The 21,992-nt window shown below is 44.2% G+C and carries 19 protein-coding genes; 16 read left to right on the top strand and 3 right to left on the bottom strand.

Going from position 1 to position 21,992, the window contains the following annotated elements:
* The first annotated feature begins 15 nt into the window (after positions 1 to 15).
* The 11 genes from ACED46_RS02025 (at position 16) to pyrF (ending at position 11,606) form a co-directional block, all read left to right on the top strand.
* On the top strand, positions 16 to 2,346 hold the full coding sequence (locus tag ACED46_RS02025) for a DNA internalization-related competence protein ComEC/Rec2 (protein WP_371720818.1): 2,331 nt from the start codon (positions 16 to 18) through the stop codon (positions 2,344 to 2,346).
* Between the two features lie 31 nt (positions 2,347 to 2,377).
* Positions 2,378 to 4,126: a lipid A ABC transporter ATP-binding protein/permease MsbA gene (gene msbA / locus ACED46_RS02020; protein WP_371720817.1), complete on the top strand. Its 1,749-nt coding sequence runs from the start codon at positions 2,378 to 2,380 to the stop codon at positions 4,124 to 4,126.
* Between the two features lie 13 nt (positions 4,127 to 4,139).
* A complete protein-coding gene (gene lpxK / locus ACED46_RS02015) occupies positions 4,140 to 5,147 on the top strand; it encodes a tetraacyldisaccharide 4'-kinase (protein ID WP_371720840.1) in 1,008 nt (335 codons plus the stop codon).
* On the top strand, positions 5,128 to 5,307 hold the full coding sequence (locus ACED46_RS02010; RefSeq protein WP_004736429.1) for a Trm112 family protein: 180 nt from the start codon (positions 5,128 to 5,130) through the stop codon (positions 5,305 to 5,307). Before lpxK ends, ACED46_RS02010 begins: the two co-directional genes overlap by 20 nt.
* Positions 5,307 to 6,053, top strand: coding sequence for a 3-deoxy-manno-octulosonate cytidylyltransferase (kdsB, locus tag ACED46_RS02005; RefSeq protein ID WP_017060236.1), 747 nt, complete (start codon positions 5,307 to 5,309; stop codon positions 6,051 to 6,053). Before ACED46_RS02010 ends, kdsB begins: the two co-directional genes overlap by 1 nt.
* 279 nt (positions 6,054 to 6,332) lie before the next feature.
* On the top strand, positions 6,333 to 7,013 hold the full coding sequence (cmk, locus tag ACED46_RS02000; protein ID WP_017060237.1) for a (d)CMP kinase: 681 nt from the start codon (positions 6,333 to 6,335) through the stop codon (positions 7,011 to 7,013).
* Positions 7,014 to 7,119: 106 nt separating this feature from the next.
* Entirely contained in the window at positions 7,120 to 8,790 is a 1,671-nt protein-coding gene (gene rpsA, locus ACED46_RS01995) for a 30S ribosomal protein S1 (protein WP_010439921.1), read from the top strand.
* Positions 8,791 to 8,911: 121 nt separating this feature from the next.
* Entirely contained in the window at positions 8,912 to 9,196 is a 285-nt protein-coding gene (gene ihfB / locus ACED46_RS01990; RefSeq protein ID WP_017060238.1) for an integration host factor subunit beta, read from the top strand.
* A 129-nt stretch (positions 9,197 to 9,325) separates the two neighbouring features.
* Entirely contained in the window at positions 9,326 to 9,598 is a 273-nt protein-coding gene (locus ACED46_RS01985) for a LapA family protein (RefSeq protein ID WP_017060239.1), read from the top strand.
* A gap of 12 nt (positions 9,599 to 9,610) precedes the next feature.
* Complete coding sequence (lapB, locus tag ACED46_RS01980) at positions 9,611 to 10,786, top strand: lipopolysaccharide assembly protein LapB (RefSeq protein ID WP_017060240.1); 1,176 nt, start codon at positions 9,611 to 9,613, stop codon at positions 10,784 to 10,786.
* Between the two features lie 124 nt (positions 10,787 to 10,910).
* Positions 10,911 to 11,606, top strand: a complete 696-nt coding sequence (gene pyrF, locus ACED46_RS01975) for an orotidine-5'-phosphate decarboxylase (RefSeq protein WP_017060241.1) — start codon at positions 10,911 to 10,913, stop codon at positions 11,604 to 11,606.
* A gap of 104 nt (positions 11,607 to 11,710) precedes the next feature.
* Here pyrF and ACED46_RS01970 read toward each other — a convergent pair whose 3' ends face one another.
* Together ACED46_RS01970 and ACED46_RS01965 are read right to left on the bottom strand one after the other, a co-directional pair.
* Complete coding sequence (locus ACED46_RS01970; RefSeq protein ID WP_017060242.1) at positions 11,711 to 12,466, bottom strand: tRNA-(ms[2]io[6]A)-hydroxylase; 756 nt, start codon at positions 12,464 to 12,466, stop codon at positions 11,711 to 11,713.
* A 143-nt stretch (positions 12,467 to 12,609) separates the two neighbouring features.
* On the bottom strand, positions 12,610 to 13,374 hold the full coding sequence (locus ACED46_RS01965; RefSeq protein ID WP_017060243.1) for a hypothetical protein: 765 nt from the start codon (positions 13,372 to 13,374) through the stop codon (positions 12,610 to 12,612).
* 322 nt (positions 13,375 to 13,696) lie between these two features.
* Between ACED46_RS01965 and cysB the strand changes: the two genes are divergently transcribed.
* A complete protein-coding gene (cysB, locus tag ACED46_RS01960; RefSeq protein WP_004741986.1) occupies positions 13,697 to 14,671 on the top strand; it encodes an HTH-type transcriptional regulator CysB in 975 nt (324 codons plus the stop codon).
* A 149-nt stretch (positions 14,672 to 14,820) separates the two neighbouring features.
* Positions 14,821 to 16,023, top strand: a complete 1,203-nt coding sequence (locus ACED46_RS01955) for a methyltransferase (protein ID WP_371720816.1) — start codon at positions 14,821 to 14,823, stop codon at positions 16,021 to 16,023.
* A gap of 161 nt (positions 16,024 to 16,184) precedes the next feature.
* Here the strand turns inward: ACED46_RS01955 and ald are convergent, their stop codons facing one another.
* Complete coding sequence (gene ald / locus ACED46_RS01950; protein ID WP_371720815.1) at positions 16,185 to 17,309, bottom strand: alanine dehydrogenase; 1,125 nt, start codon at positions 17,307 to 17,309, stop codon at positions 16,185 to 16,187.
* Positions 17,310 to 17,465: 156 nt separating this feature from the next.
* On the opposite strand from ald, the gene lrp reads away from it, so the two are divergent.
* From lrp to lolA, 3 genes are all read left to right on the top strand, one after another.
* Positions 17,466 to 17,960 (top strand): leucine-responsive transcriptional regulator Lrp, encoded by a 495-nt coding sequence (gene lrp, locus ACED46_RS01945; RefSeq protein WP_004734558.1) that lies wholly within the window; start codon positions 17,466 to 17,468, stop codon positions 17,958 to 17,960.
* Between the two features lie 163 nt (positions 17,961 to 18,123).
* The gene (locus ACED46_RS01940; protein WP_102332951.1) at positions 18,124 to 21,300 is read left to right on the top strand and encodes a DNA translocase FtsK; all 3,177 of its coding nucleotides are present in this window, start codon (positions 18,124 to 18,126) and stop codon (positions 21,298 to 21,300) included.
* 75 nt (positions 21,301 to 21,375) lie between these two features.
* Positions 21,376 to 21,972, top strand: coding sequence for an outer membrane lipoprotein chaperone LolA (lolA, locus tag ACED46_RS01935; RefSeq protein WP_371720814.1), 597 nt, complete (start codon positions 21,376 to 21,378; stop codon positions 21,970 to 21,972).
* The last annotated feature ends 20 nt before the right edge of the window (positions 21,973 to 21,992 follow it).

Here is a 21,992-nt window from a genome sequence, read left to right as displayed (position 1 = left end):
GAGGAAGCTACTCTCTTGTTTAACACTTGGTTCTTGATTTCATTTGCTGCGACAGTTGTGTCTGCCAGCTTCTGGCCTGTGATGCCACATTGGGTTTGGGCACCATTGATGCTGTTGTTACTGCTAGCACCAACAAAGTATAGCGTTTTCCGGAGTGAAAGAGGTCCAGTAACAGCATTGATACTAGTTATCTGCCTAGGGAATGCGATTGAAATACAAACGAGTCGCTTATTCCAATCAGGGCAGAATACTACCATAAATGCGTCGGTTGTTAGCCTTTTTAGTGAAAATAGCCACGGTTTTGAAAGCGTAATAGTAGTCAGATCAATTGGCGGCGAAAAATTAATCTTTCCTCAATTGATAAAATTGCGTTTGTTTACTCCTTTCAAGCTAACGCTTGGAGATGATGTCTATTTATCGGCCTCAATAAAGCCGATATGGGGCAAACTCAACGAAGCCGGCTTTGACCAAGAAAAGTACTTGTTTAGTGCTGGCGTGGTTGCCAATGCAACTTACAGAGCAGATACCAAGTACCGAATTCATTCTAGCACCAACTTACGCGCCCAATGGTTGGAAGCCAGCCTTGAAAGGTTAAGTCTGCTGGCAAATCAAGATCTCATTATCGCTTTGAGTTTTGGATATCGAGACCTTATTCCGCCTCAGCGGTGGGATATGCTTAAAAGCAGTGGCCTGATTCACTTGATGGCTATTTCGGGGCTGCATATTGGGATTGCCTTTGGTATCGGCTATCAGATTGGCAAGATATTAAGGTTACTTTCCCCTTCATTTCTTTGGTTACCTACAATATTCGGGCTCGGCTTGGCGTATTTCTATAGTTGGTTTGCTGGATTCACGCTGCCAACTTTGAGAGCTTTGGTGATGTGCGTTATCGCGAGTTATTTCTTGTGGCGTGGGCAAAATATCAGTTTGCTTCGGTATGTTACTTTAAGTGTGTGCGTGGTTCTGCTGATTTGGCCGTTTTCAGCTTTGTCGAGCAGTTTTTGGTTGTCCTTTGGTGCATTGGGCGCTGTTTTCTATATCGCCTGTAATACTCAGCGCTCAGCTTCAAGCTTTACATTTATCGACCACGCACTCCAACTTATTAAGCTTCAACTGATGCTGACATTCCTTATCGCGCCTTCCTCGATGTTGTTTTTCAAAGGAGTCAGTTTAGTCTCTGTTTTCTACAACTTGTTCCTTTTGCCTTGGGTATCGATGGTGACGATCCCGCTGTTGTTTCTGGCAATGTTTCTAAGCTTAATATCGGAGTCAGTGTCTGGCGTGGTTGGTATAACAGCGCTAGACAATGATTTGGTCAGTCAGCTGTGGAAGTTAGTCGACTTATCGCTTGAGCCTCTCGTATTTAGTCTTCCTTTCTCTGAGCGATTTTGGATCCAAGTCGATAATCAGACGATTGCATTATCAGTATTCCTTATCTTGTTTTTGAGCTTTGTTAGTCGGTATTTCAAGCGAACATTATCGATATTGGTAACTGCAGTGTTTGTGCTGTGGTGGGAGTTCAGCAAACCCCAGCAAGACAAACTAACTATTGATATCTTGGATGTTGGGCATGGGTTGTCTTTGGTCTTGGAAAAGAACAATCAGATTGTTGTTTATGATCTTGGCAATGCGTGGCCAGGAGGCTCGGTTGTTGAGTCTTTGTTGATTCCTACTTTGAATCAGCGGGGGATTTATGAATTAGAAGGCGTGATTGTGAGTCATTTCGATTCTGACCATGCTGGTGGTTATCCGGCATTACTTGAGAACTATACGCCAAAGTGGATAAGAACCAGTCAGAACATTATTCAAGAACGCCAATCTATCACTCAAGCCCCGTCTAATATTCAAACATGTACTATTGGAGAGGTTTGGAACTGGCAAGATGTTGTTTTTGAGGTGTTGTGGCCGCCTAAGCAAGTAAAGAGGGCGTATAACCCACATTCGTGTGTGGTCAAGATCTCAGATCATAGTGCTGATTTCTCAATGTTGCTCACTGGTGATATTGAACTGGTAAGTGAGTGGTTACTTGCTCGTGAAGGAGAACAGCTAAGGAGTGATGTTATGTTGGTTCCGCATCATGGCAGCGATTCGTCATCGATTAAGTCGTTTATTGAGGCGGTGTCTCCTCAGCTGGCGATAGCTTCTCTTGCCAAAGGCAACCAGTGGGGAATGCCGAGTGAGTTTGTTATTGAACGTTATCAGGAAGCGGGGAGTACTTGGCTAGATACTGGAGAAAGCGGACAAATAACCATCACTCTTAGCAAAGAAGGTTGGCAATATCATGCGATTAGAGAACAACAAGGCGGGCAGTGGTATAGGCAGATGCTCCGTAAGGGAGTAGAATAGATAGATTATTGTGAGAAAATTAAGCGATTCTATGTCAACACAAACAGATGAAACTACCTGGGTCACATTTAAAAGACTTTGGACTTATATTCGATTATATAAGGCCGGCCTAGGTGTTGCGGTAATTGCGCTTATTATAAATGCCGTTTCTGATACCTATATGATTTCCTTACTAAAGCCGTTACTTGATGAAGGCTTTGGTAATGCTGAATCTGACTTTTTACGTACACTTCCACTTATTATCTTTGCCATGATGTTCGTTCGTGGCGTCAGTGGCTTTGTTTCAACCTATTGCTTGAGTTGGGTCTCTGGCAATGTGGTGATGGAAATTCGTCGTAAGATTTTCAGCCATTTCATGCACATGCCTGTTTCTTTCTTCGATAAAGAACAGACAGGCGCATTGCTATCTCGAATTACTTACGATTCAGAGCAAGTGTCTGCAGCAACCAGTAAAGCGTTAGTCAGTATTGTCCGTGAAGGTGCAAGTATTATTGGCTTGTTGACGCTGATGTTCTGGAATAATTGGCAGTTATCTTTGGTGTTATTTGCTGTAGCGCCTTTGGTTGCGTGGGCGATCAGTATCGTATCGAAGCGATTCAGAAAGATCTCTAAGAACATGCAAACTAGCATGGGTCACGTTGCTTCTTCAGCTGAACAAATGCTGAAAGGGCATAAAGTGGTTCTAACTTACGGTGGTCAAGATCTAGAAAAACACCGCTTTGATAAAGTTAGTAACCAAATGCGCCAACAAAGCATGAAGTTAATCACTGCTCAAGCGGCCGCTAACCCGATTATTCAAATGATCGCATCAGTTGCGATTGTTGTTGTTCTATTCCTTGCTAGTGTCGATTCTATTAAAGCCGAGCTTACTGCTGGTACGTTTACCGTTGTCTTCTCTGCAATGTTTGGTCTATTACGTCCGCTAAAGGCGTTAACTAACGTAACGTCTGAATTCCAACGTGGTATGGCTGCGAGTACGACTCTATTTGGCTTGATGGATCTAGATACCGAGCAAAACAAAGGAACGTTGAAACCTGAAACTGTAACGGGTGAAGTTGCAGTAAAAGATGTCACGTTTACTTATGACGGTGCAGAAAAACCAGCACTTGATAAGGTCAGCTTTAATATACCGAAAGGTAAAACGGTTGCGCTTGTTGGGCGATCGGGTTCGGGTAAGAGTACCATTGCCAACCTATTTACTCGTTTTTATGACGTAGACTCTGGTTCAATTGAGCTTGATGGCCACGACATTCGTGATTACGAATTGAGAAATCTGCGTGAGCACTTTGCGCTCGTTTCTCAAAATGTACATCTGTTTAACGATACGGTGGCTAACAACATCGCTTACGCAGCAGAAGAACAGTATTCACGTGAACAGATCGAATACGCGGCTAAGCTTGCTCATGCAAGTGAGTTTATCGATGGTATGGAAAATGGCATTGATACGGTTGTGGGCGAGAATGGCGCGAGTCTATCTGGTGGTCAAAGACAGCGTATTGCGATTGCACGAGCGCTATTGAGAGATGCACCGGTTTTGATTCTTGATGAGGCAACGTCTGCACTGGATACAGAGTCAGAGAGAGCTATTCAATCTGCACTAGAAGAACTGCAGAAAGACAAAACAGTATTAGTTATCGCACACAGACTCTCTACCATCGAGCAAGCTGATGAAATTCTAGTGGTTGATGATGGACATATTGTAGAAAGGGGCGCACATGCTGAGCTAATCGCGCATGATGGTGCTTATGCACAATTACACCGAATTCAGTTCAGCGGATAAATTAGGTCTTGTTGTGATCGAAAAGATTTGGTTTAACAATCACCCGTTGAAATATCTTCTCTGGCCGCTTTTGTGGCCACTGAGTCTGCTGTTCAAAATGATCAGTAGTCGGCGTCGTAACGCTTATCTCTCAGGGAATAAAGAGACCTACCGCCCGCCTTTACCTGTTATTGTTGTGGGCAATATTACTGCTGGTGGAAATGGTAAAACACCGGTTGTGATTTGGTTAGTTGAGATGCTTCAGGCTCACGGCTTTAAACCCGGAGTCGTATCTCGTGGCTACGGTGCAAAAGCACCAAGCTATCCGTTGGTGTTGGATGAAAATACCCCAGCTGAGCATTCGGGTGATGAACCTCGCTTGATTCGTAAGCGAACTGGTGCGCCAGTCGCAGTCGACCCTGTGCGAGCTAACGCAGTGAAAGCATTGCTGAGCAAAGGCGTTGATGTGATTATCACTGACGATGGCCTTCAGCATTACGCGCTTGAACGCGACATTGAATTTGCAGTTATCGACGGCGCAAGACGCTTTGGTAGTGAGAGTTTGATTCCTTTAGGTCCATTACGAGAGCCGGTTTCTCGTTTAGATGAAGTCGACTTTTTGGTAAACAATGGCGGTAAAGCGCACGGTCGAGAGTTCTCGATGTCTTTGCTTCCAAGCCAAGCAGTTAACCTAAAGACTGGTCAGAAAAGGTCTGTGGCAAAATTACACAAGCTGGTGGCTTTTGCCGGTATTGGCCACCCACCGCGCTTTTTTAAAACATTGGAAGATCTTGATGGTGATGTGGTTTTCACACAGGGCTTCGCCGACCATCAAGATTTTGATAAAGATGAACTTCATGCCTTAGCTAATAAAGGTATGAATCTGATTATGACAGAAAAAGACGCTGTAAAATGCGAAGAATATGCGCAAGATAACTGGTGGTATCTTCCAGTTTCTGCGCAGTTTGATGAAGATTCGCAACAGCAAATTTTAAAAAGAATAAAAGAGGTTATGGAATACTATGGATCACCGTCTACTTGAGATCGTTGCTTGCCCTGTATGTAAAGGTAAACTAACTTTTGACAAGGATAAGCAAGAGCTTGTTTGTAAAATTGATCGCCTTGCTTACCCAATTAAAGAGGGTATTCCTGTTCTTTTAGAACCTGAAGCTCGCACCGTTTCTATGGATGAGGGTAAGTAATGTCTTATACGGTTGTTATACCTGCAAGATACCAATCGAGCCGTTTACCAGGGAAGCCACTTGCTGACATTGGTGGAAAGCCGATGATTCAATGGGTATACGAACAGTCAATGAAAGCGGGTGCCGATAACGTTATTATCGCTACCGACGACGCTCGAGTTGAAAAAGCGGCTAAAGCATTTGGCGCGACCGTTTGTATGACATCACCGAATCACGAATCGGGCACTGAACGCCTAGCTGAAGTGATTGAAGTTATGAATATTCCTGATGATCATATTATCGTGAATGTTCAAGGTGATGAGCCACTTATCCCACCTTCAATCATTAATCAGGTTGCCAACAATCTTGCTAACAGTACAGCCCCGATGGCAACGTTAGGTGTGGAAATTACTCATGCTGATGAAGTGTTTAACCCTAATGCCGTTAAAGTTGTAACCGATAAAGACGGTTACGCCTTGTATTTTAGCCGAGCAACCATCCCTTGGGATCGCGATGCTTACGCGAACAACGGTACTGCAGCGGAATCTCCTTTGCTTCGTCATATTGGTATCTATGCTTACCGAGCGGGTTTTATCAATACCTACATTAATTGGGAACCAAGCACTCTTGAACGTATTGAGTGCCTAGAGCAATTACGAGTACTTTGGTACGGTGAAAAAATCCACGTAGACGTTGCGGCGGAAGCACCGGCTGCTGGTGTTGATACGCCTGAAGACCTAGAAGCGGTTCGAGCTATTATTGGCTAAGCTTCTTTGAGCTGTTTACAGAACACCACTGAGCCTTGCTTATTGCGAGGCTTTTTTATGTCTATAGAAAATTGCGAACGTGTCTTATGGATCTAAGCTCGCGTATTGACCTAAGCAAACGGATATTGGGCTGGTTGCATTGGTTTATGCATCATCAACTCGGAATTATCTGAGATTTACCTCGCTCGAGTTCCAATTTTTCTCTATAATATGCCGCCTATAAAGTAGTGGCGAATCGCTAGTACAGAATAAAACTTACGACAAAACGTGGAGTAAAAGATGCCTTCTCAAAGCCCAGTGATTACGGTTGATGGACCAAGTGGTGCAGGTAAAGGTACCCTGTGTATGTTGCTAGCAGATAAGCTAGGCTTTCATCTTCTAGACTCAGGCGCGATCTATCGCGTATTGGCTTTAGCGGCAATTCACCATGGTGTGGATACTGAATCAGAGGATGCTTTAGTACCGCTTGCTACACACTTAGACGTGCAGTTTATTGCTGAAGGCGACTTAGTTAAGGTTATCCTAGAAGGTGAAGATGTGTCTGGTGAACTTCGTAAAGAAGAGACAGGCATGGCGGCTTCAAAAGTTGCTGCTTTACCTCGCGTTCGCGAAGCACTGCTTCGTCGTCAACGTGCATTCAGCGCTGCGCCTGGTTTGGTTGCAGATGGTCGTGACATGGGAACGGTTGTGTTTCCTGAAGCTGAAGCGAAAATATTTTTAGATGCAAGTGCTGAAGAGCGTGCGAGTCGCCGCCTTAAACAGTTGCAACAGAAGGGGTTAGATGTTAAATTTGACGACCTTTTGAGCGAGATCCAAGAGCGAGACGACCGAGATCGTAATCGCCCAGTGGCGCCACTTCGCCCTGCAGAGGATGCTCTAGTGCTTGATTCCACCTCAATGAATATTGAGCAGGTAGTAGAAAAAGCACTACACTATATTGAATCGAAACTGGCTGGGTAATTTCGCCGAGCTAGTACGAACGTTGGTCGCAAGGATGATGACCGGCGAATTTATCAACCCCATGCGGTAGGATACCCATGGACGTTTAATTATTGAAGATTAAATAATGACTGAATCTTTTGCTCAACTCTTTGAAGAGTTTCTATCTGAAACTGAATTCCAACAAGGCAGCATCGTTAAAGGTACTGTAGTAGCTATCGAGAACGGTTTCGTTCTTGTAGACGCTGGTCTTAAGTCTGAATCTGCTATCCCTGCTGAACAATTCAAGAACGCTGCTGGCGAACTTGAAGTTGAAGTTGGTGCTGAAGTAGACGTAGCTCTAGACGCTGTTGAAGATGGTTTCGGTGAAACTCAACTTTCTCGTGAGAAAGCTAAGCGTCACGAAGCTTGGATCGTACTTGAGAAAGCTTGCGAAGAAGCTGAAACTGTTGTTGGTATCATCAATGGTAAAGTTAAAGGCGGTTTCACTGTTGAACTTAACGGTATCCGTGCTTTCCTTCCTGGTTCTCTAGTAGACGTACGTCCTATCCGTGACACTGCTCACCTAGAAAACAAAGAGCTAGAGTTCAAAGTAATCAAGCTAGACCAGAAGCGTAACAACGTTGTTGTTTCTCGTCGTGCTGTTATCGAATCTGAAAACAGTGTTGAGCGTGACGAACTTCTTGAAACTCTACAAGAAGGTACTGAAGTTAAAGGTATCGTTAAGAACCTTACTGACTACGGTGCATTCGTTGACCTTGGCGGTGTTGACGGTCTTCTACATATCACAGATATGGCTTGGAAGCGCGTTAAGCACCCATCAGAGATCGTTAACGTTGGTGACGAAATCCTAGTTAAAGTTCTTAAGTTCGATCGTGAGCGCACTCGTGTTTCACTAGGTCTTAAGCAACTAGGCGAAGATCCATGGGTAGCAATCGCTAAGCGTTACCCAGAAGGTCACAAGCTTTCTGGTCGTGTTACAAACCTAACTGACTACGGCTGCTTCGTTGAAATCGAAGAAGGCGTTGAAGGTCTAGTACACGTTTCTGAAATGGATTGGACTAACAAGAACATCCACCCTTCTAAAGTTGTTAATGTTGGCGACGAAGTTGAGGTTATGGTTCTTGATATCGACGAAGAACGTCGTCGTATCTCTCTAGGTCTGAAACAGTGTAAAGCTAACCCATGGCAGTCATTTGCAGAAATGCAAGCTAAGGGCGACAAAGTTACTGGTAAGATCAAGTCTATCACTGACTTTGGTATCTTCATCGGTCTAGAAGGTGGTATCGACGGTCTTGTACACCTATCTGACATTTCTTGGAACGCTGCCGGCGAAGAAGCTGTACGTGAATACAAGAAAGGCGACGAAATCTCTGCTGTTGTTCTAGCAGTAGATGCAGAGCGTGAGCGTATTTCTCTTGGCGTTAAGCAAATGGAAAACGACCCGTTCAACGCATACGTTGCTGACAACAAGAAAGGTGTTCTTGTAAACGGTACTGTTACTGCAGTTGACGCGAAAGGCGCTACTATCGAGCTAATCGAAGGCGTTGAAGGTTACATCCGCGCTTCTGAAGTTTCTCGCGACCGTATCGAAGATGCATCTCTAATCCTAAGCGTTGGCGACAGCGTTGAAGCGAAGTTCACTGGTGTAGACCGTAAGAACCGCGTAATCAACCTATCTATCAAAGCTAAAGATGAAGCTGATGAGCAAGAAGCAATGGCTTCACTGAACAAGTCTGAAGAAGGCGCGTTCGGTAACGCAATGGCAGACGCATTCAAAGCTGCTAAAGGCGAATAATAGCTTCTCATTAAGAGAATTATAGCTATCTAGCCAAGAAAGGAGCCGTAAGGCTCCTTTTTTTTTGCTTATTTTTCCGATAGGTCTATAATTTCTAAAAAGAAAACCAACGAGGGTAACTATGACTAAGTCTGAATTGATTGAAAGACTGTGCGCTGAGCAAACGCATCTTTCTGCAAAAGAAATTGAAGACGCTGTAAAAGACATTTTAGAGCATATGGCTTCAACACTAGAAAGTGGTGATCGAATCGAAATTCGCGGTTTTGGCAGCTTTTCTCTGCATTATCGTGAGCCTCGTGTTGGACGTAACCCAAAGACTGGTGACAAGGTTGAGTTAGAAGGTAAATACGTTCCTCACTTCAAACCAGGTAAAGAGCTGCGTGAACGAGTAAACTCAGGAATGTAGCCTACTTATCGGAATTAAGAAAAGCGGCATACTATAATGTATGCCGCTTTTTTATGACCATAATATGGTGGTCTGATTAGTAATTTTCCTGCATAATCGTACAGCTAACCAACCAATGAGTGATGAACTATGAAAATTATAAAAATAGTCGCCGTTATCGCACTTTTCCTAATTGCACTGGCTTTAGGCTCTCAAAACCAAACAACTGTGAATTTCAACTATCTGCTAGCGCAAGGTGACTTCCACCTATCAAGTTTATTAGGTGTTGTATTCGTTTCAGGCTTCGCCCTTGCTTGGTTAGTCTTTGGTAATATGCACATGCGGTCTCAGCTAAAAATTCATCGCTTGAAGAAGCAACTCAATAAGCAATCAAAGCAGGTCCCTGCTGATACTAAAGCTTAAAGGCTATATTTGATGTTAGAGTTACTGTTCTTACTTTTGCCCATCGCAGCCGCTTATGGCTGGTATATGGGTAATCGTAACGCTCAGCAAGAAAAACAAAAGCAATCACACCAGATCTCCCGTCAATACGTGACGGGTTTGAACCTATTACTGTCAGATCAATCTGACAAAGCGGTTGATCACTTTATTGAACTGCTTCAAGTAGACAATGAAACCATCGATACTCACTTGGCTTTGGGCAACTTGTTCCGCTCAAGAGGCGAAGTCGACCGCGCTATTCGTATTCACCAAAATCTCATCTCTCGTTCGGGGCTTACCCTCGATCAGAAAAATCTCGCACTGCAACAATTAGCTAAAGACTACATGGTCTCTGGCTTCCTTGATCGCGCTGAAAAAATCTTTGAACAACTTGTAGAAGAACCTGACCATAAAGAGGGCGCTTTACAGCAGTTGGTGGCTATTTATCAGCAGACCCGTGAGTGGAACAAGGCTATCCATTACGGAAATATCTTAGTTAAGCTCGGCAAGAAAAAAATGAAGATGCGTGCCACAGTCGCGCATTTCTGGTGTGAGCTTGCAATGCAAGAACAAGCCGATGGTAATCGTTCTAAAGCGCTTCAGCATTTTAAGAAGGCGCTTTCTGAAGACCCTAAATGTGTTCGCGCAAGTATCGCACTAGGGAAGTTCCACTTAGCGAACGAAGATTACCAAAAGACAATTGATTGTCTTGAATCGGTACTTGAACAAGATATCGATTTTATCAGTGAGGTGTTGCCAACCCTTGCTGAGTGTTACCACAAGCTTGGACAAGAAGCTCAATTGGTCGAGTTCCTCAAAGCGTGTATTCAGAAGAAAGCCGGTGTATCTGCCGAACTGATGCTGGCGCAATTGGTTGCTCACCATGAAGATGTAGGCTCTGCTCAAGAGTTACTGACAAAGCAGCTTGTTAAAAATCCAACCATGAAAGGTTTTTATCGATTAATCGATTACCACCTAGCGGAAGCAGAAGAAGGCCGAGCAAAAGACAGCTTAACCACACTTCAATCTATGGTTGGTGAACAGCTTAAGGTTAAGCCTCATTACCGTTGTCGTCAGTGTGGTTTCTCGACACACTCTTTGTATTGGCACTGCCCTTCATGTAAAGGGTGGGGGACGATCAAGCCTATTCGTGGGCTTGATGGTGAATAGATTTGTGGTCACTTTAAGACCAAATTATTAATTGCAGCTTTCGGGCTGCATTTTTATGACTGTTATTTATCACCTGCTTAGGTGATTAGAAATTTTTAGAAAGTTAACTGCGTTAGGAGATGAAATGAACGACCAAAAAATCATTGTAGCCTTGGATTATGATAATCAAGCGGATGCGTTAGCCTTTGTCGATCGAATTGACCCAGCATCTTGCCGCCTAAAAGTGGGCAAAGAGATGTTTACCCTGTTTGGCCCTGAATTTGTTCGTGAATTACATAAGCGTGGTTTCTCAGTATTTTTAGACCTTAAATTCCACGACATCCCGAACACATGTTCAAAAGCAGTCCGTGCTGCCGCTGAACTGGGTGTTTGGATGGTGAACGTACACGCAAGTGGCGGTGAGCGTATGATGACGGCTTCTCGCGAAATCTTAGAACCTTATGGCAAAGATCGTCCACTGTTAATCGGTGTAACGGTACTCACCAGTATGGAGCAATCTGACTTAGCGGGTATCGGTCTGGATCTTGAACCACAACAACACGTGATGCGCTTGGCTTCTCTAACGAAAAACTCTGGCTTAGACGGTGTTGTATGTTCTGCACAAGAGGCTTCTTTGCTTAAAGGTGCACTTGGTCAAGAGTTCAAGCTAGTTACTCCAGGTATTCGTCCTGTCGGCGCAGATGTTGGTGACCAGAAGCGCATCATGACGCCTTCTAAAGCGATTGAATCAGGTTCAGACTACCTTGTTATTGGTCGTCCGATTACGCAAGCGATAGACCCTGCTGCTGTACTTGCAGAGATCAACGGTACGCTTGCTTAAGTCTATATTTGGATTGAGATATAAATAAAGAAGGCCAGCAAATTGCTGGCCTTAATTTTTTAGTCTGGATTAGTCTAAACTGGACTGAATGTTCTGTGTGGAGCCTAAACCGGAGCACCACTATGGAATTTGAAGTCGCTGTCTTCTGAAGTGATAAGATCAGCTTCTACTTGAGCAAAATGCGAAATACGCTCTGAAATATCTTTCCCTGCGATCTGTTCTGCTAGCTCAAGGTAATCTTGGTAGTGGCGAGCTTCTGAACGAAGTAGAGACACGTAAAACTTCTCCATGTCTTCTTCCAAGAAAGGAGCCAATTTAGCGAAGCGCTCACAAGAGCGAGCTTCAATAAACGCACCGATGATAAGCTTATCAACCAGAGCATCAGGCTCGTAAGTCTTAACTTGTTTGATCAAGCCCTTAGCGTAACGACCCGCCTCGATTGGCTGGTAAGTCACGCCTTTCTTCTCCATCAACTCCATGACTTGGTAGAAGTGATGCAGCTCTTCTTTGATCAGTAAAACCATCTTATCGATTAGGTCAGCACCGTAATTACAGCCTTCTTTCGCTGTGATTTGCTTGGATACGTTGCTTTTACCACGCAGAGACTCTAAGTCTCCGATACGACGGTAAGCAAATTGCTCGTATGGCAAAATCCATTCATTCAGTTGCTTCGCGCTTTCTTTATCGACGGCGTACTTGCGAATAAGGAATAAAGCACTCTGTGCCGCCTTAAGTTCACACAGCATGTGATCGCGTAGAATGATGTGAAGATTTTCTGGCTTTTTGGCTTCATCTATCCATGAATCTGGCGTTTCGGCTTTAAGAAAAGAGTGGATTGGAGCGAGTAATTCTTGATACATGGTCAGGGAAAGTTTGTTGATAATGCGGGGATTTTATCACAGCTCAAGAGATCTCCCTATACAGAGAAAGGAAATTCAACAGCTACAAAAAAGGCCGCCTATTTAATGTAAATAAGGCGGCCTTTAAGTGTTGAGTTAGACTGTTACCATTTCTTCTTCTGACCGAAGAGGGCATCCATATCGTCTTCTCGTTCTTTAGATTCCATCTGCTGCAAATCTTGAGCGTTTTTGTCTTGGCGTTTCTGGTCAAGCTCGTTAAGCATCTGTTGAAGCTTTTCTTTGGCTTGATTAGAGTACGAGTCGTTCTTAGTCGCCAAAGCATCAATACCTTTGCGTAATAGCTGAATCGCTGTTCCCGGTTGTCCGCGAGAAATCGAATCGTTTGCACGTTTGATAACATTTTCAATGTTAATACGGATTTGAATTGTTTCTAGGCGAGCATTTTCAACCACATAAGCTTGAGTCTCGAAACGGCCTTTATTGTGCTCGTTGCGCACCGTATCACGCAGGCGTTTAACTAACTTAAGCATCATGATCGCTTGCTTGTCACTACTTGGTACGCGGAAAGCGGTACTCTCGCCACCTTTGTAGTTCTCTTTTAGCTGAGTGATTTGTTGTTTTACGCTTTCAATGCGTTGGGCAAGCTGCTTATTTTTTGGATCGAGTTGATACATGTTTTCTAATGCATCAAGAATTCGATTGTTTAAGCATACAAGAAGATCTTGGCTAAACGGCATGTGATGAGCGTTGCCAATCAGTTCTTCTGTACCGTCAATAATGGTTAGATAACGAGAAGCTTCCTGTTTCTTCGCTGTTTCTACCTTAACTTTATATTGAAGCATGATGTTGTAGCCTAAAACTAACACCAAAAGAACGGCTACTAAGACGATTATTAAACCAATATTCATATATTTGAGTCTGCTTATTATTTTCTATAGCTAACTGGAGAGGATACACGATTCCATTGTGTATCGGCACTCGTAAATTGCAATTTCTGATTATCTCTTGTTGAGCGAAATCGGCAATCAAAACTTACCAACTAATGTATGAGAATGAGGGTTGGGTTGCAAAGCGTTAGTGATGTTTTTGTTTGTTAAGCTAGAAAAACTCAATTTTCCTGTCATTTTTGTGTTCGAAGCGTTATAACTATTAATTATATTACACGCGACTATAACGCTCTCTTTGCAAATAAGTTAGCACAGAAATGAGTAAAGGATTACGAGGTTAGATATGAAGTTACAGCAACTGAAGTACATTGTTGAGGTTGTAAACCATAACCTAAATGTTTCAGCTACAGCAGAGAGTTTGTACACATCTCAGCCTGGCATTAGTAAGCAAGTTAGATTACTTGAAGACGAACTAGGCATTCAGATTTTTGAGCGTAGCGGCAAGCATCTAACGCAGGTTACCCAAGCGGGTGAGGATATCATTCGTATCTCTCAAGAGATTTTGGCGCGCGTTGAAAGTATTAAAGCGGTAGCGGGTGAACACACACATCCAGAGATGGGTACATTGAATATTTCAACGACTCATACTCAAGCTCGTTATGCACTGCCTGATGTGATTAAAGGTTTCACGGCGCGCTATCCAAAAGTATCGCTTCACATGCACCAAGGTACGCCAAGCCAAATGTCAGAAGCCGTCGCTAAAGGTACAGCGAATTTTGCGATTGCGACAGAAGCACTTCACCTTTACCAAGATGCGATAATGCTGCCTTGTTACCACTGGAACCGTTCTATCGTGGTAACAAAAGATCACCCGCTGGCTCAAAAGCAAAATATCACCATCGAAGATCTGGCTGCTTATTCTCTGGTGACTTACGTCTTTGGCTTTACTGGTCGCTCTGAATTGGATACTGCCTTCAATAAAGTAGGTCTAACGCCACGTGTTGTGTTTACTGCTACGGATGCCGATGTAATCAAAACTTACGTTCGTATGGGCATTGGTGTTGGTGTGATTGCGAGCATGGCGATTGACCATGAACAAGATACCGATTTGGTTGCTATTGATGCGAGCCACCTATTTGGTGCGAGCACAACCAGCATTGGCTTTAGAAAAGGTACGTTCCTGCGTTCTTACATGTTTGATTTCATGGAGCGCTTTGCACCTCACTTAACTCGTCCAGTGGTAGAGCAAGCTATCTCTTTGAAATCAAATGAAGAAATCGAAGAGATGTTTAAAGATATCGAGCTTCCAGTTCGTTAATCACAACATACAAAACTAGATTCTTAATCGGCCTGTATTTACAGGCCGTTTTTCTTTTTGGCATTTAGCGTTCACCTTTCGTTCTCTTTACCTCGATCCTTTTCATTTACGCCGGTTACCCCTACAATCCACGCACCATAGGGGGAAGCATGCATTCACGATTTAAAATACTCGACTCATTTTTGCTTGAGCACCAAGTTTATTGGCGTTCTGAGCCTTTTCACCTATGCCAAACACAGCAGCAGCCATGGCAAGAAGTTAACTCGCCACTCGTTGACTGGTTAAATAGCTTAACGACTGAAAATATTCAGACGTTAAAAGAGCAGCCTGATCTGTTGATTACTGAGCTCGCTCGTTTTCTGCCTCAGCTTACGCTGGTTCATCAAAGCACTCAATTTACTAATACAGCTCTCAAAGGTCTGCAGCTTCCTAGAGGGACTGAAGACGGTATCCCTGGAAGAAAGCTACAGCAAATCGTATCTATGGGGGAGGCCGCGCTTGAACATCATCACGGTGAAGAGTGGTTGGAGTGGTGTTCTGGTAAAGGATTCCTAGGACGAATTTTGTCTCAGCAATCGAGCCAAAAGGTGACCAGTTTTGAATGGCAACAATCATTGTGTGAAAGCGGCCAAAAGATTGCAGATGCACAACGTTTAGAAATGACATTTGTTCAAGGTGATGCCTTCAGTGATAGTGCTGACAAGGTGTTTAATGCCAATCAACATGCGGTAGCACTGCATGCTTGTGGCGATCTACATGTTGAGTTAGTTAAAAAGTCCGTATCGCATGGGCTTCCTGCGGTGACTATATCCCCTTGTTGTTACCACCTTATTCGAGACGACAACTACCAGACAATGTCATCAGTGGCAAAAGCCTCAGCGTTAACATTGAGCAAGAGTGATTTGCGAATCCCACTTCAAGAAACCGTTACTGGTGGTGAAAGAGTAAAAAGACATCGTCAACTAGAGATGAGCTATCGTCTAGGCTTCAGCCAGTTGCTTAAGGCTGAACTTAACATTGACGAATACATTCCTGTACCGAGCATCAAAAAATCAGAGTTAGCTGAGGGTTTTGAATCTTTCTGCCGTTGGGCTTCTGAAGTGAAAGAGATAACACTTGGTTCGGATATCGATTTTGAATCCTATTTTGCTCAAGGCGAGAAACTTTTCTGGGAAATGGAGAAGCTGAGTTTGGTTCAACAAGTTTTCAGACGACCATTGGAGATATGGCTAGCTTTAGATAAAGCGATTTACCTACAAGAGCAAGGCTATGAGGCGAGCATCGAAGAGTTTTGTGGACGTAGTATCACACCCAGAAACCTGTTGATTCATGGTGTTAAGAACGACCGATAGACGATGCGTCTAGTAGAAAGCATGCTCCTTACAGCTTTCGAACGTTAGTGTTACAGAGACAAAAAAGCCAGTTCGACATAATCGGACTGGCTTTTTTCATATGTATGATTCAACTGAGCGCCTCAACGAGAAAATTTGACGCTCAGTGACTCATGACATCATTAGTTGAACATCGCGATAGCTTCAGCTGGATCTACGTATTCTAGGTCAAAGCTATCTGCAACTTCTTTACAAGTCACTTTACCGTGAATCACGTTAAGACCTTCTAGGAAGCCTTTGTCTGATAGAAGTGCTTCGCGGTAACCTTTGTTCGCTAGCTTAACAATGTAAGGAAGTGTTGCATTGTTTAGTGCGTAAGTTGAAGTGCGAGCAACAGCACCAGGCATGTTTGCAACACAGTAGTGAACTACGTCGTCAACGATGTAAGTTGGATCTGCGTGTGTCGTCGCGTGCGAAGTTTCGAAACAACCGCCTTGGTCGATAGCAACGTCAACAACCGCTGAACCTGGTTTCATCTTAGCGATGTGCTCTTTTGTAACCAGTTTAGGTGCTGCTGCACCAGGGATCAGTACTGCACCAATCACTAGGTCTGCTTCTAGAACATGCTTCTCGATAGCGTCTTCAGTAGAATAAACCACTTTTGCGCGACCTTGGAACTCTTCATCAAGGCGACGAAGCGTGTCCACGTTACGGTCAAGAATCGTTACATCAGCGCGAAGGCCAACAGCCATACGTGCTGCGTTAGCACCTACAACACCGCCGCCAACAACAACAACTTTCGCTGGTTCAACACCAGGAACGCCGCCTAGAAGAAGACCACAACCACCGTTAGATTTCTCCAATGTTTGTGCACCTGCTTGAATAGACATGCGACCAGCTACTTCAGACATTGGTGCTAATAGTGGCAAGCGACCCATATTATCTGTTACAGTCTCATAGGCTACGCAGACAGCTTTGCTCTTGATAAGCTCTTCAGTTTGTGGAAAATCTGGTGCAAGGTGTAAATAAGTAAATAATATTTGCCCTTCGCGAAGCATAGCTCGCTCGACAGCTTGAGGTTCTTTAACCTTTACAATCATCTCTGCTTTCGCGAAAACGTCAGCAGCAGTAGGAAGAATGGATGCGCCTACAGCGATGTAATCATCGTCTGAAAAACCGATACCAGTACCGGCATTGGTTTCTACAAAAACTTGGTGGCCGTGTGAGATTAGTTCTCTCACGCTAGCTGGGGTCATACCAACGCGGTATTCGTGGTTCTTGATTTCCTTAGGTACGCCAATGATCATCCTGACTCCTCATTTTATTTTGGTTGTTTTATCTATGTGTAGGGTAATTCTGTCGAATTAATATCTAGTATAGATAGGTTTAGATAAAATTTGATACTGAATATTAAAAAGTTGTAGTATATTTTTTTGCAAGGAAGTAATAAGGTGGAATAAAAAATGGCAGACAATTATAAGAAGCCGTCCAAGGAACTAGATCGTATTGACCGCAACATTCTTAATGAGTTGCAAAAAGACGGTCGTATCTCAAACGTTGAACTCTCAAAACGAGTAGGACTTTCTCCAACTCCATGTCTTGAACGTGTTCGTCGTTTAGAACGTCAAGGTTACATTACTGGGTACACAGCGTTGCTGAACCCACAGTACCTTGATGCTTCACTTTTAGTGTTTGTTGAAATTACGTTGAACCGTGGTGCGCCAGATGTGTTCGAACAATTCAACACCGCTGTGCAGAAACTGGATGACATCCAAGAGTGTCATTTAGTGTCGGGTGATTTTGACTATCTTCTAAAAACACGTGTATCTGATATGGGTGCTTACCGTAAGCTACTGGGTGATACGTTACTTCGTCTACCGGGCGTAAACGACACTCGAACTTACGTAGTAATGGAAGAAGTGAAACAAACCAATCAACTTGTGATTAAAACTCGTTAGTCACAATTGGTGAAATGAAAGAAAGCGGACATTTGTTCCGCTTTCTTGCTTTCTGGAATTGGGTTTTTCTGTTTGATATGGTTAAATCAACAGTGGTTTCATTGAAACGAGTGGCTTTGGCCGCTCGAGATGTTTTTATCCCGTTTAATTATTAAGTTGGTTTATGTTCAAGCAGAGCAGTAATAAAGTAGAAACAATCATTAAAACGAGTGAAGAGCCTCAGTCTCCTCGTTTGAGTGGTTCTCAACGTCTCAAAGAGTGCAGTCTGATTCTCGGTGTTCTCTTCTCTATTCTACTTGCCGTTGCGTTATTAACTTTTAGTCCTGCAGACCCATCATGGTCGCAAACGGCGTGGGGTGGTGACATTCAAAATGCGGGTGGCTACCTAGGTGCTTGGTTGGCGGATACGCTTTTCTTCGTATTTGGCTCTTTGGCTTACCCTCTGCCTATCTTAGTGACGGTTGCTGCGTGGGTTTTATTCCGCAAACGTAATGAAGACGAGCAGATCGACTTCATGCTGTGGGGCACTCGCTTACTTGGCCTGACTATCCTAATTCTTACGAGTTGTGGTTTAGCGGATATCAACTTTGACGACATCTGGTACTTTTCATCCGGTGGCGTGGTAGGTGACGTTTTAACAAGCCTTGCACTTCCAACGTTGAATGTTCTTGGTAGTACGCTGGTTCTTCTTTTCTTATGGGGTGCTGGTTTCACTCTATTAACCGGTATCTCTTGGCTAAGCATTGTGGAATGGTTGGGTGAATGTGCCATCAAATTTTTCACGTCTACTGTTAATAAGGCTCGTGGCCAAGACCAAGAGCTGCTTGAGCCTCAATTAAGAGAATCAGCAGACCGCGATTTAATCGAAGAACGTCATCAGCAGCATCAAGCGCCAACTTACCGCGATGTTCCTGCTATAGAAGGCAACAAAGAATCAACAGAGCATGATCCGCTAGATCCTGCGATGAGTTTTTCTGCGACCAATGAGTCGGCAGACGTGGCGACAAATGCGCGAGACAATGCTGCATCGCCGAAGCGTCATTACAATATTCATATGCCTGTCGATGCTCCTGCGAAACAAGAAGCTCCTGTTCATGAAGAACCTCAGGTTCAGCCTCAAGCGGTAATTGAGTCAGAGCAAACGATCCCTGCAGCAGCTGTTTACCAAGCGCCAGAAGAACCGCTAGAAGAAGGTATTGAGCGCTCTAAACAGTTGAATGCAACGATAGAGCAGCTAGAAAATGCGGCCATGTATGAAGATGACCTAGCAGAACAAGATCAGGTTGACGCGCATGATTCTCAGGTTGCTTACCAACAATACATGCAGAACGAACAACCAGAAGTTGGCCCTGCTCATGCTGACCTTAGAAGTGCTGAACCAGAATTAGATAGCTCACCACAAGTAAATGGCGAATTTGGTTCTGAAGATGTTCAACCTGAATCTTTATACGCTTCACCTATGGGCGAGCCAGAAGCAACCGTGGAAGACGATTTCTCTGCACAACCTTCACCGTTTGATGTTACGGAAGAGCAAAGCTACCAACAGGGCTCAGAGCTTGAATCAGAACAGGCTGAAGCTGAATTAGCTGACGCAGCATTAATCGAAGAACAGTTTGAACCTTTCCCTTATCAAGAAGAACATTCAGAACCTGAACAGCCAACAGCACAAAACCTAGAGCCAACTGTTGATCTTCCTTGGGAAGAAGTAACGGAAGAAGAACCTGCGCATCAAGATCAAGATCAAGATGTCGCCGCATTCCAAAGCATTGTTTCTGAAGCCCAAGCGAATATGGCAGCGGCGCAGAATCCGTTCTTGGTTCAACAAGATGTTAATTTACCTAAGCCTGCTGAGCCATTACCCACGCTTGAATTGTTATTCCACCCTGAAAAGCGTGAAACCTTTATTGACCGTGATGCGCTAGAGGCAATTGCTCGTCTTGTTGAATCTAAGCTAGCGGACTACAAGATCAAAGCAGACGTTGTCGACATTTTCCCAGGTCCAGTAATCACTCGATTCGAACTTGATCTGGCTCCAGGTGTGAAAGTAAGCCGTATTTCTGGCCTTTCTATGGACTTAGCGCGTTCGCTCTCTGCATTGGCAGTACGTGTCGTAGAAGTGATTCCGGGTAAACCTTATGTTGGCTTAGAACTGCCGAATATGAGTCGCCAAACGGTATTCTTCTCAGACGTGGTTGCTAGCCCTCAGTTCCAAGAAGCGAAATCGCCAACGACAGTGGTTCTAGGACAAGACATCGCTGGTGAAGCCGTTATTGCTGATCTATCGAAAATGCCTCACGTTCTGGTTGCAGGTACAACCGGTTCTGGTAAGTCGGTAGGTGTGAACGTAATGATTCTGAGTATGCTTTACAAAGCATCACCGGAAGATGTTCGCTTCATCATGATCGACCCGAAAATGCTTGAGCTATCGGTTTATGAGGGTATTCCTCATCTATTGTCTGAAGTGGTAACCGACATGAAAGATGCGTCGAACGCCCTTCGTTGGTGTGTTGGCGAGATGGAACGACGTTATAAGCTGATGTCAGCATTAGGCGTTCGTAACATTAAAGGTTACAACGATAAGCTTAAGATGGCAGCGGAAGCGGGTCACCCAATTCACGATCCACTGTGGAAGCCGGGCGACAGCATGGACCCAGAAGCGCCATTGCTTGAGAAACTGCCTTACATTGTGGTTATCGTTGATGAATTTGCCGACCTAATCATGGTGGTTGGTAAGAAGGTTGAAGAACTGATTGCACGTTTGGCACAAAAAGCACGTGCGGCGGGTGTTCACTTGATCCTAGCGACGCAACGTCCATCAGTGGATGTTATTACTGGTCTTATTAAAGCGAACATTCCAACCCGTGTGGCCTTTACGGTATCAACTAAAACGGATTCACGAACTATCCTTGACCAAGGTGGTGCGGAATCACTATTGGGCATGGGTGATATGCTTTACTTGCCACCGGGTTCTAGCCATACAACTCGTGTTCACGGTGCCTTTGCATCTGATGACGATGTACACGCAGTCGTGAATAACTGGAAAGCGCGTGGTAAGCCAAACTATATTGATGAAATCACCAACGGCGAACAAACCCCAGAAACCTTGCTTCCGGGTGAGAAGATGGAAGGTGATGAAGAGGTCGATCCTCTGTTTGATCAAGTGGTAGAACACGTTGTTCATTCACGTCGTGGCTCAGTTTCAGGCGTACAGCGTCGATTCAAGATTGGCTACAACCGTGCTGCACGTATTGTCGAGCAACTTGAAGCTCAAGGTATAGTAAGTGCTCCAGGTCATAACGGTAACCGAGAAGTCTTAGCACCAGCGCCACCAAAAGATTAGTTCCGGTAGGAACTCATAACTATTCAGTCGGTCAAATCGAAAATATGACCGACTTATGTTCTAACAGGATTATTGATGAAAAAAGTATTCGCACTTTTATTTATGAGCTTCTCAGTGTTTGCTTCTCCGAAAGAAGAGTTGAGTAGCCGCTTGGCATTAAACGCAGGCTTCAGCGCTGACTTTAAACAAGTCGTGACCAGCCCTGATGGTGATGTTGTTATGGAAGGTGAGGGCACGGTAGAGATTGCACGCCCAAGCCTGTTCCGCTGGGAGACCACGTTCCCTGATGAAAACTTGTTGGTATCTGATGGCCAAAGCTTGTGGTACTACAGCCCGTTCATTGAGCAAGTGAGCATTTATTGGCAAGAGCAAGCGACATCACAGACACCTTTTGTCCTGCTTACACGTAACCAAGAAAGTGATTGGGATAACTATAATGTGGTGCAAACGAGTAACCAATTCACGCTAACGCCAACTGCTGTCGATTCTAATCAGGGCGACTTCCAGATTAATATCACCGAAAAGGGCATTGTTCAGGGCTTTAATGTGATTGAACAAGACGGTCAAAAAGGTGAGTTTACCTTTAGCAATGTTGATTTGGGTAAACCTGCAGCAGACCGCTTTACTTTTGTGGCACCGGAAGGTGTCGAGGTCGACGACCAAAGAAACTGATCTAAACAAGCAGATCGTTT

Source organism: Vibrio sp. 1S139 (assembly GCF_041439475.1).
Classification (GTDB): Bacteria; Pseudomonadota; Gammaproteobacteria; order Enterobacterales; family Vibrionaceae; genus Vibrio; species Vibrio crassostreae_C.
Note: the sequence above shows the minus strand (reverse complement) of the source record. Positions and strands in the feature narration are given on the sequence as shown.

Excerpts from the sequence above, each read along its gene's own strand:
- msbA (WP_371720817.1), top strand. The coding sequence starts at position 2,378 with ATGTCAACACAAACAGATGAAACTACCTGGGTCACATTTAAAAGACTT.
- ACED46_RS02010 (WP_004736429.1), top strand. The coding sequence starts at position 5,128 with ATGGATCACCGTCTACTTGAGATCGTTGCTTGCCCTGTATGTAAAGGT.
- kdsB (WP_017060236.1), top strand. The coding sequence starts at position 5,307 with ATGTCTTATACGGTTGTTATACCTGCAAGATACCAATCGAGCCGTTTA.
- cmk (WP_017060237.1), top strand. The coding sequence starts at position 6,333 with ATGCCTTCTCAAAGCCCAGTGATTACGGTTGATGGACCAAGTGGTGCA.
- rpsA (WP_010439921.1), top strand. The coding sequence starts at position 7,120 with ATGACTGAATCTTTTGCTCAACTCTTTGAAGAGTTTCTATCTGAAACT.
- ihfB (WP_017060238.1), top strand. The coding sequence starts at position 8,912 with ATGACTAAGTCTGAATTGATTGAAAGACTGTGCGCTGAGCAAACGCAT.
- ACED46_RS01985 (WP_017060239.1), top strand. The coding sequence starts at position 9,326 with ATGAAAATTATAAAAATAGTCGCCGTTATCGCACTTTTCCTAATTGCA.
- lapB (WP_017060240.1), top strand. The coding sequence starts at position 9,611 with ATGTTAGAGTTACTGTTCTTACTTTTGCCCATCGCAGCCGCTTATGGC.
- pyrF (WP_017060241.1), top strand. The coding sequence starts at position 10,911 with ATGAACGACCAAAAAATCATTGTAGCCTTGGATTATGATAATCAAGCG.
- ACED46_RS01970 (WP_017060242.1), bottom strand. The coding sequence starts at position 12,466 with ATGTATCAAGAATTACTCGCTCCAATCCACTCTTTTCTTAAAGCCGAA.
- ACED46_RS01965 (WP_017060243.1), bottom strand. The coding sequence starts at position 13,374 with ATGAATATTGGTTTAATAATCGTCTTAGTAGCCGTTCTTTTGGTGTTA.
- cysB (WP_004741986.1), top strand. The coding sequence starts at position 13,697 with ATGAAGTTACAGCAACTGAAGTACATTGTTGAGGTTGTAAACCATAAC.
- ACED46_RS01955 (WP_371720816.1), top strand. The coding sequence starts at position 14,821 with ATGCATTCACGATTTAAAATACTCGACTCATTTTTGCTTGAGCACCAA.
- ald (WP_371720815.1), bottom strand. The coding sequence starts at position 17,309 with ATGATCATTGGCGTACCTAAGGAAATCAAGAACCACGAATACCGCGTT.
- lrp (WP_004734558.1), top strand. The coding sequence starts at position 17,466 with ATGGCAGACAATTATAAGAAGCCGTCCAAGGAACTAGATCGTATTGAC.
- ACED46_RS01940 (WP_102332951.1), top strand. The coding sequence starts at position 18,124 with ATGTTCAAGCAGAGCAGTAATAAAGTAGAAACAATCATTAAAACGAGT.
- lolA (WP_371720814.1), top strand. The coding sequence starts at position 21,376 with ATGAAAAAAGTATTCGCACTTTTATTTATGAGCTTCTCAGTGTTTGCT.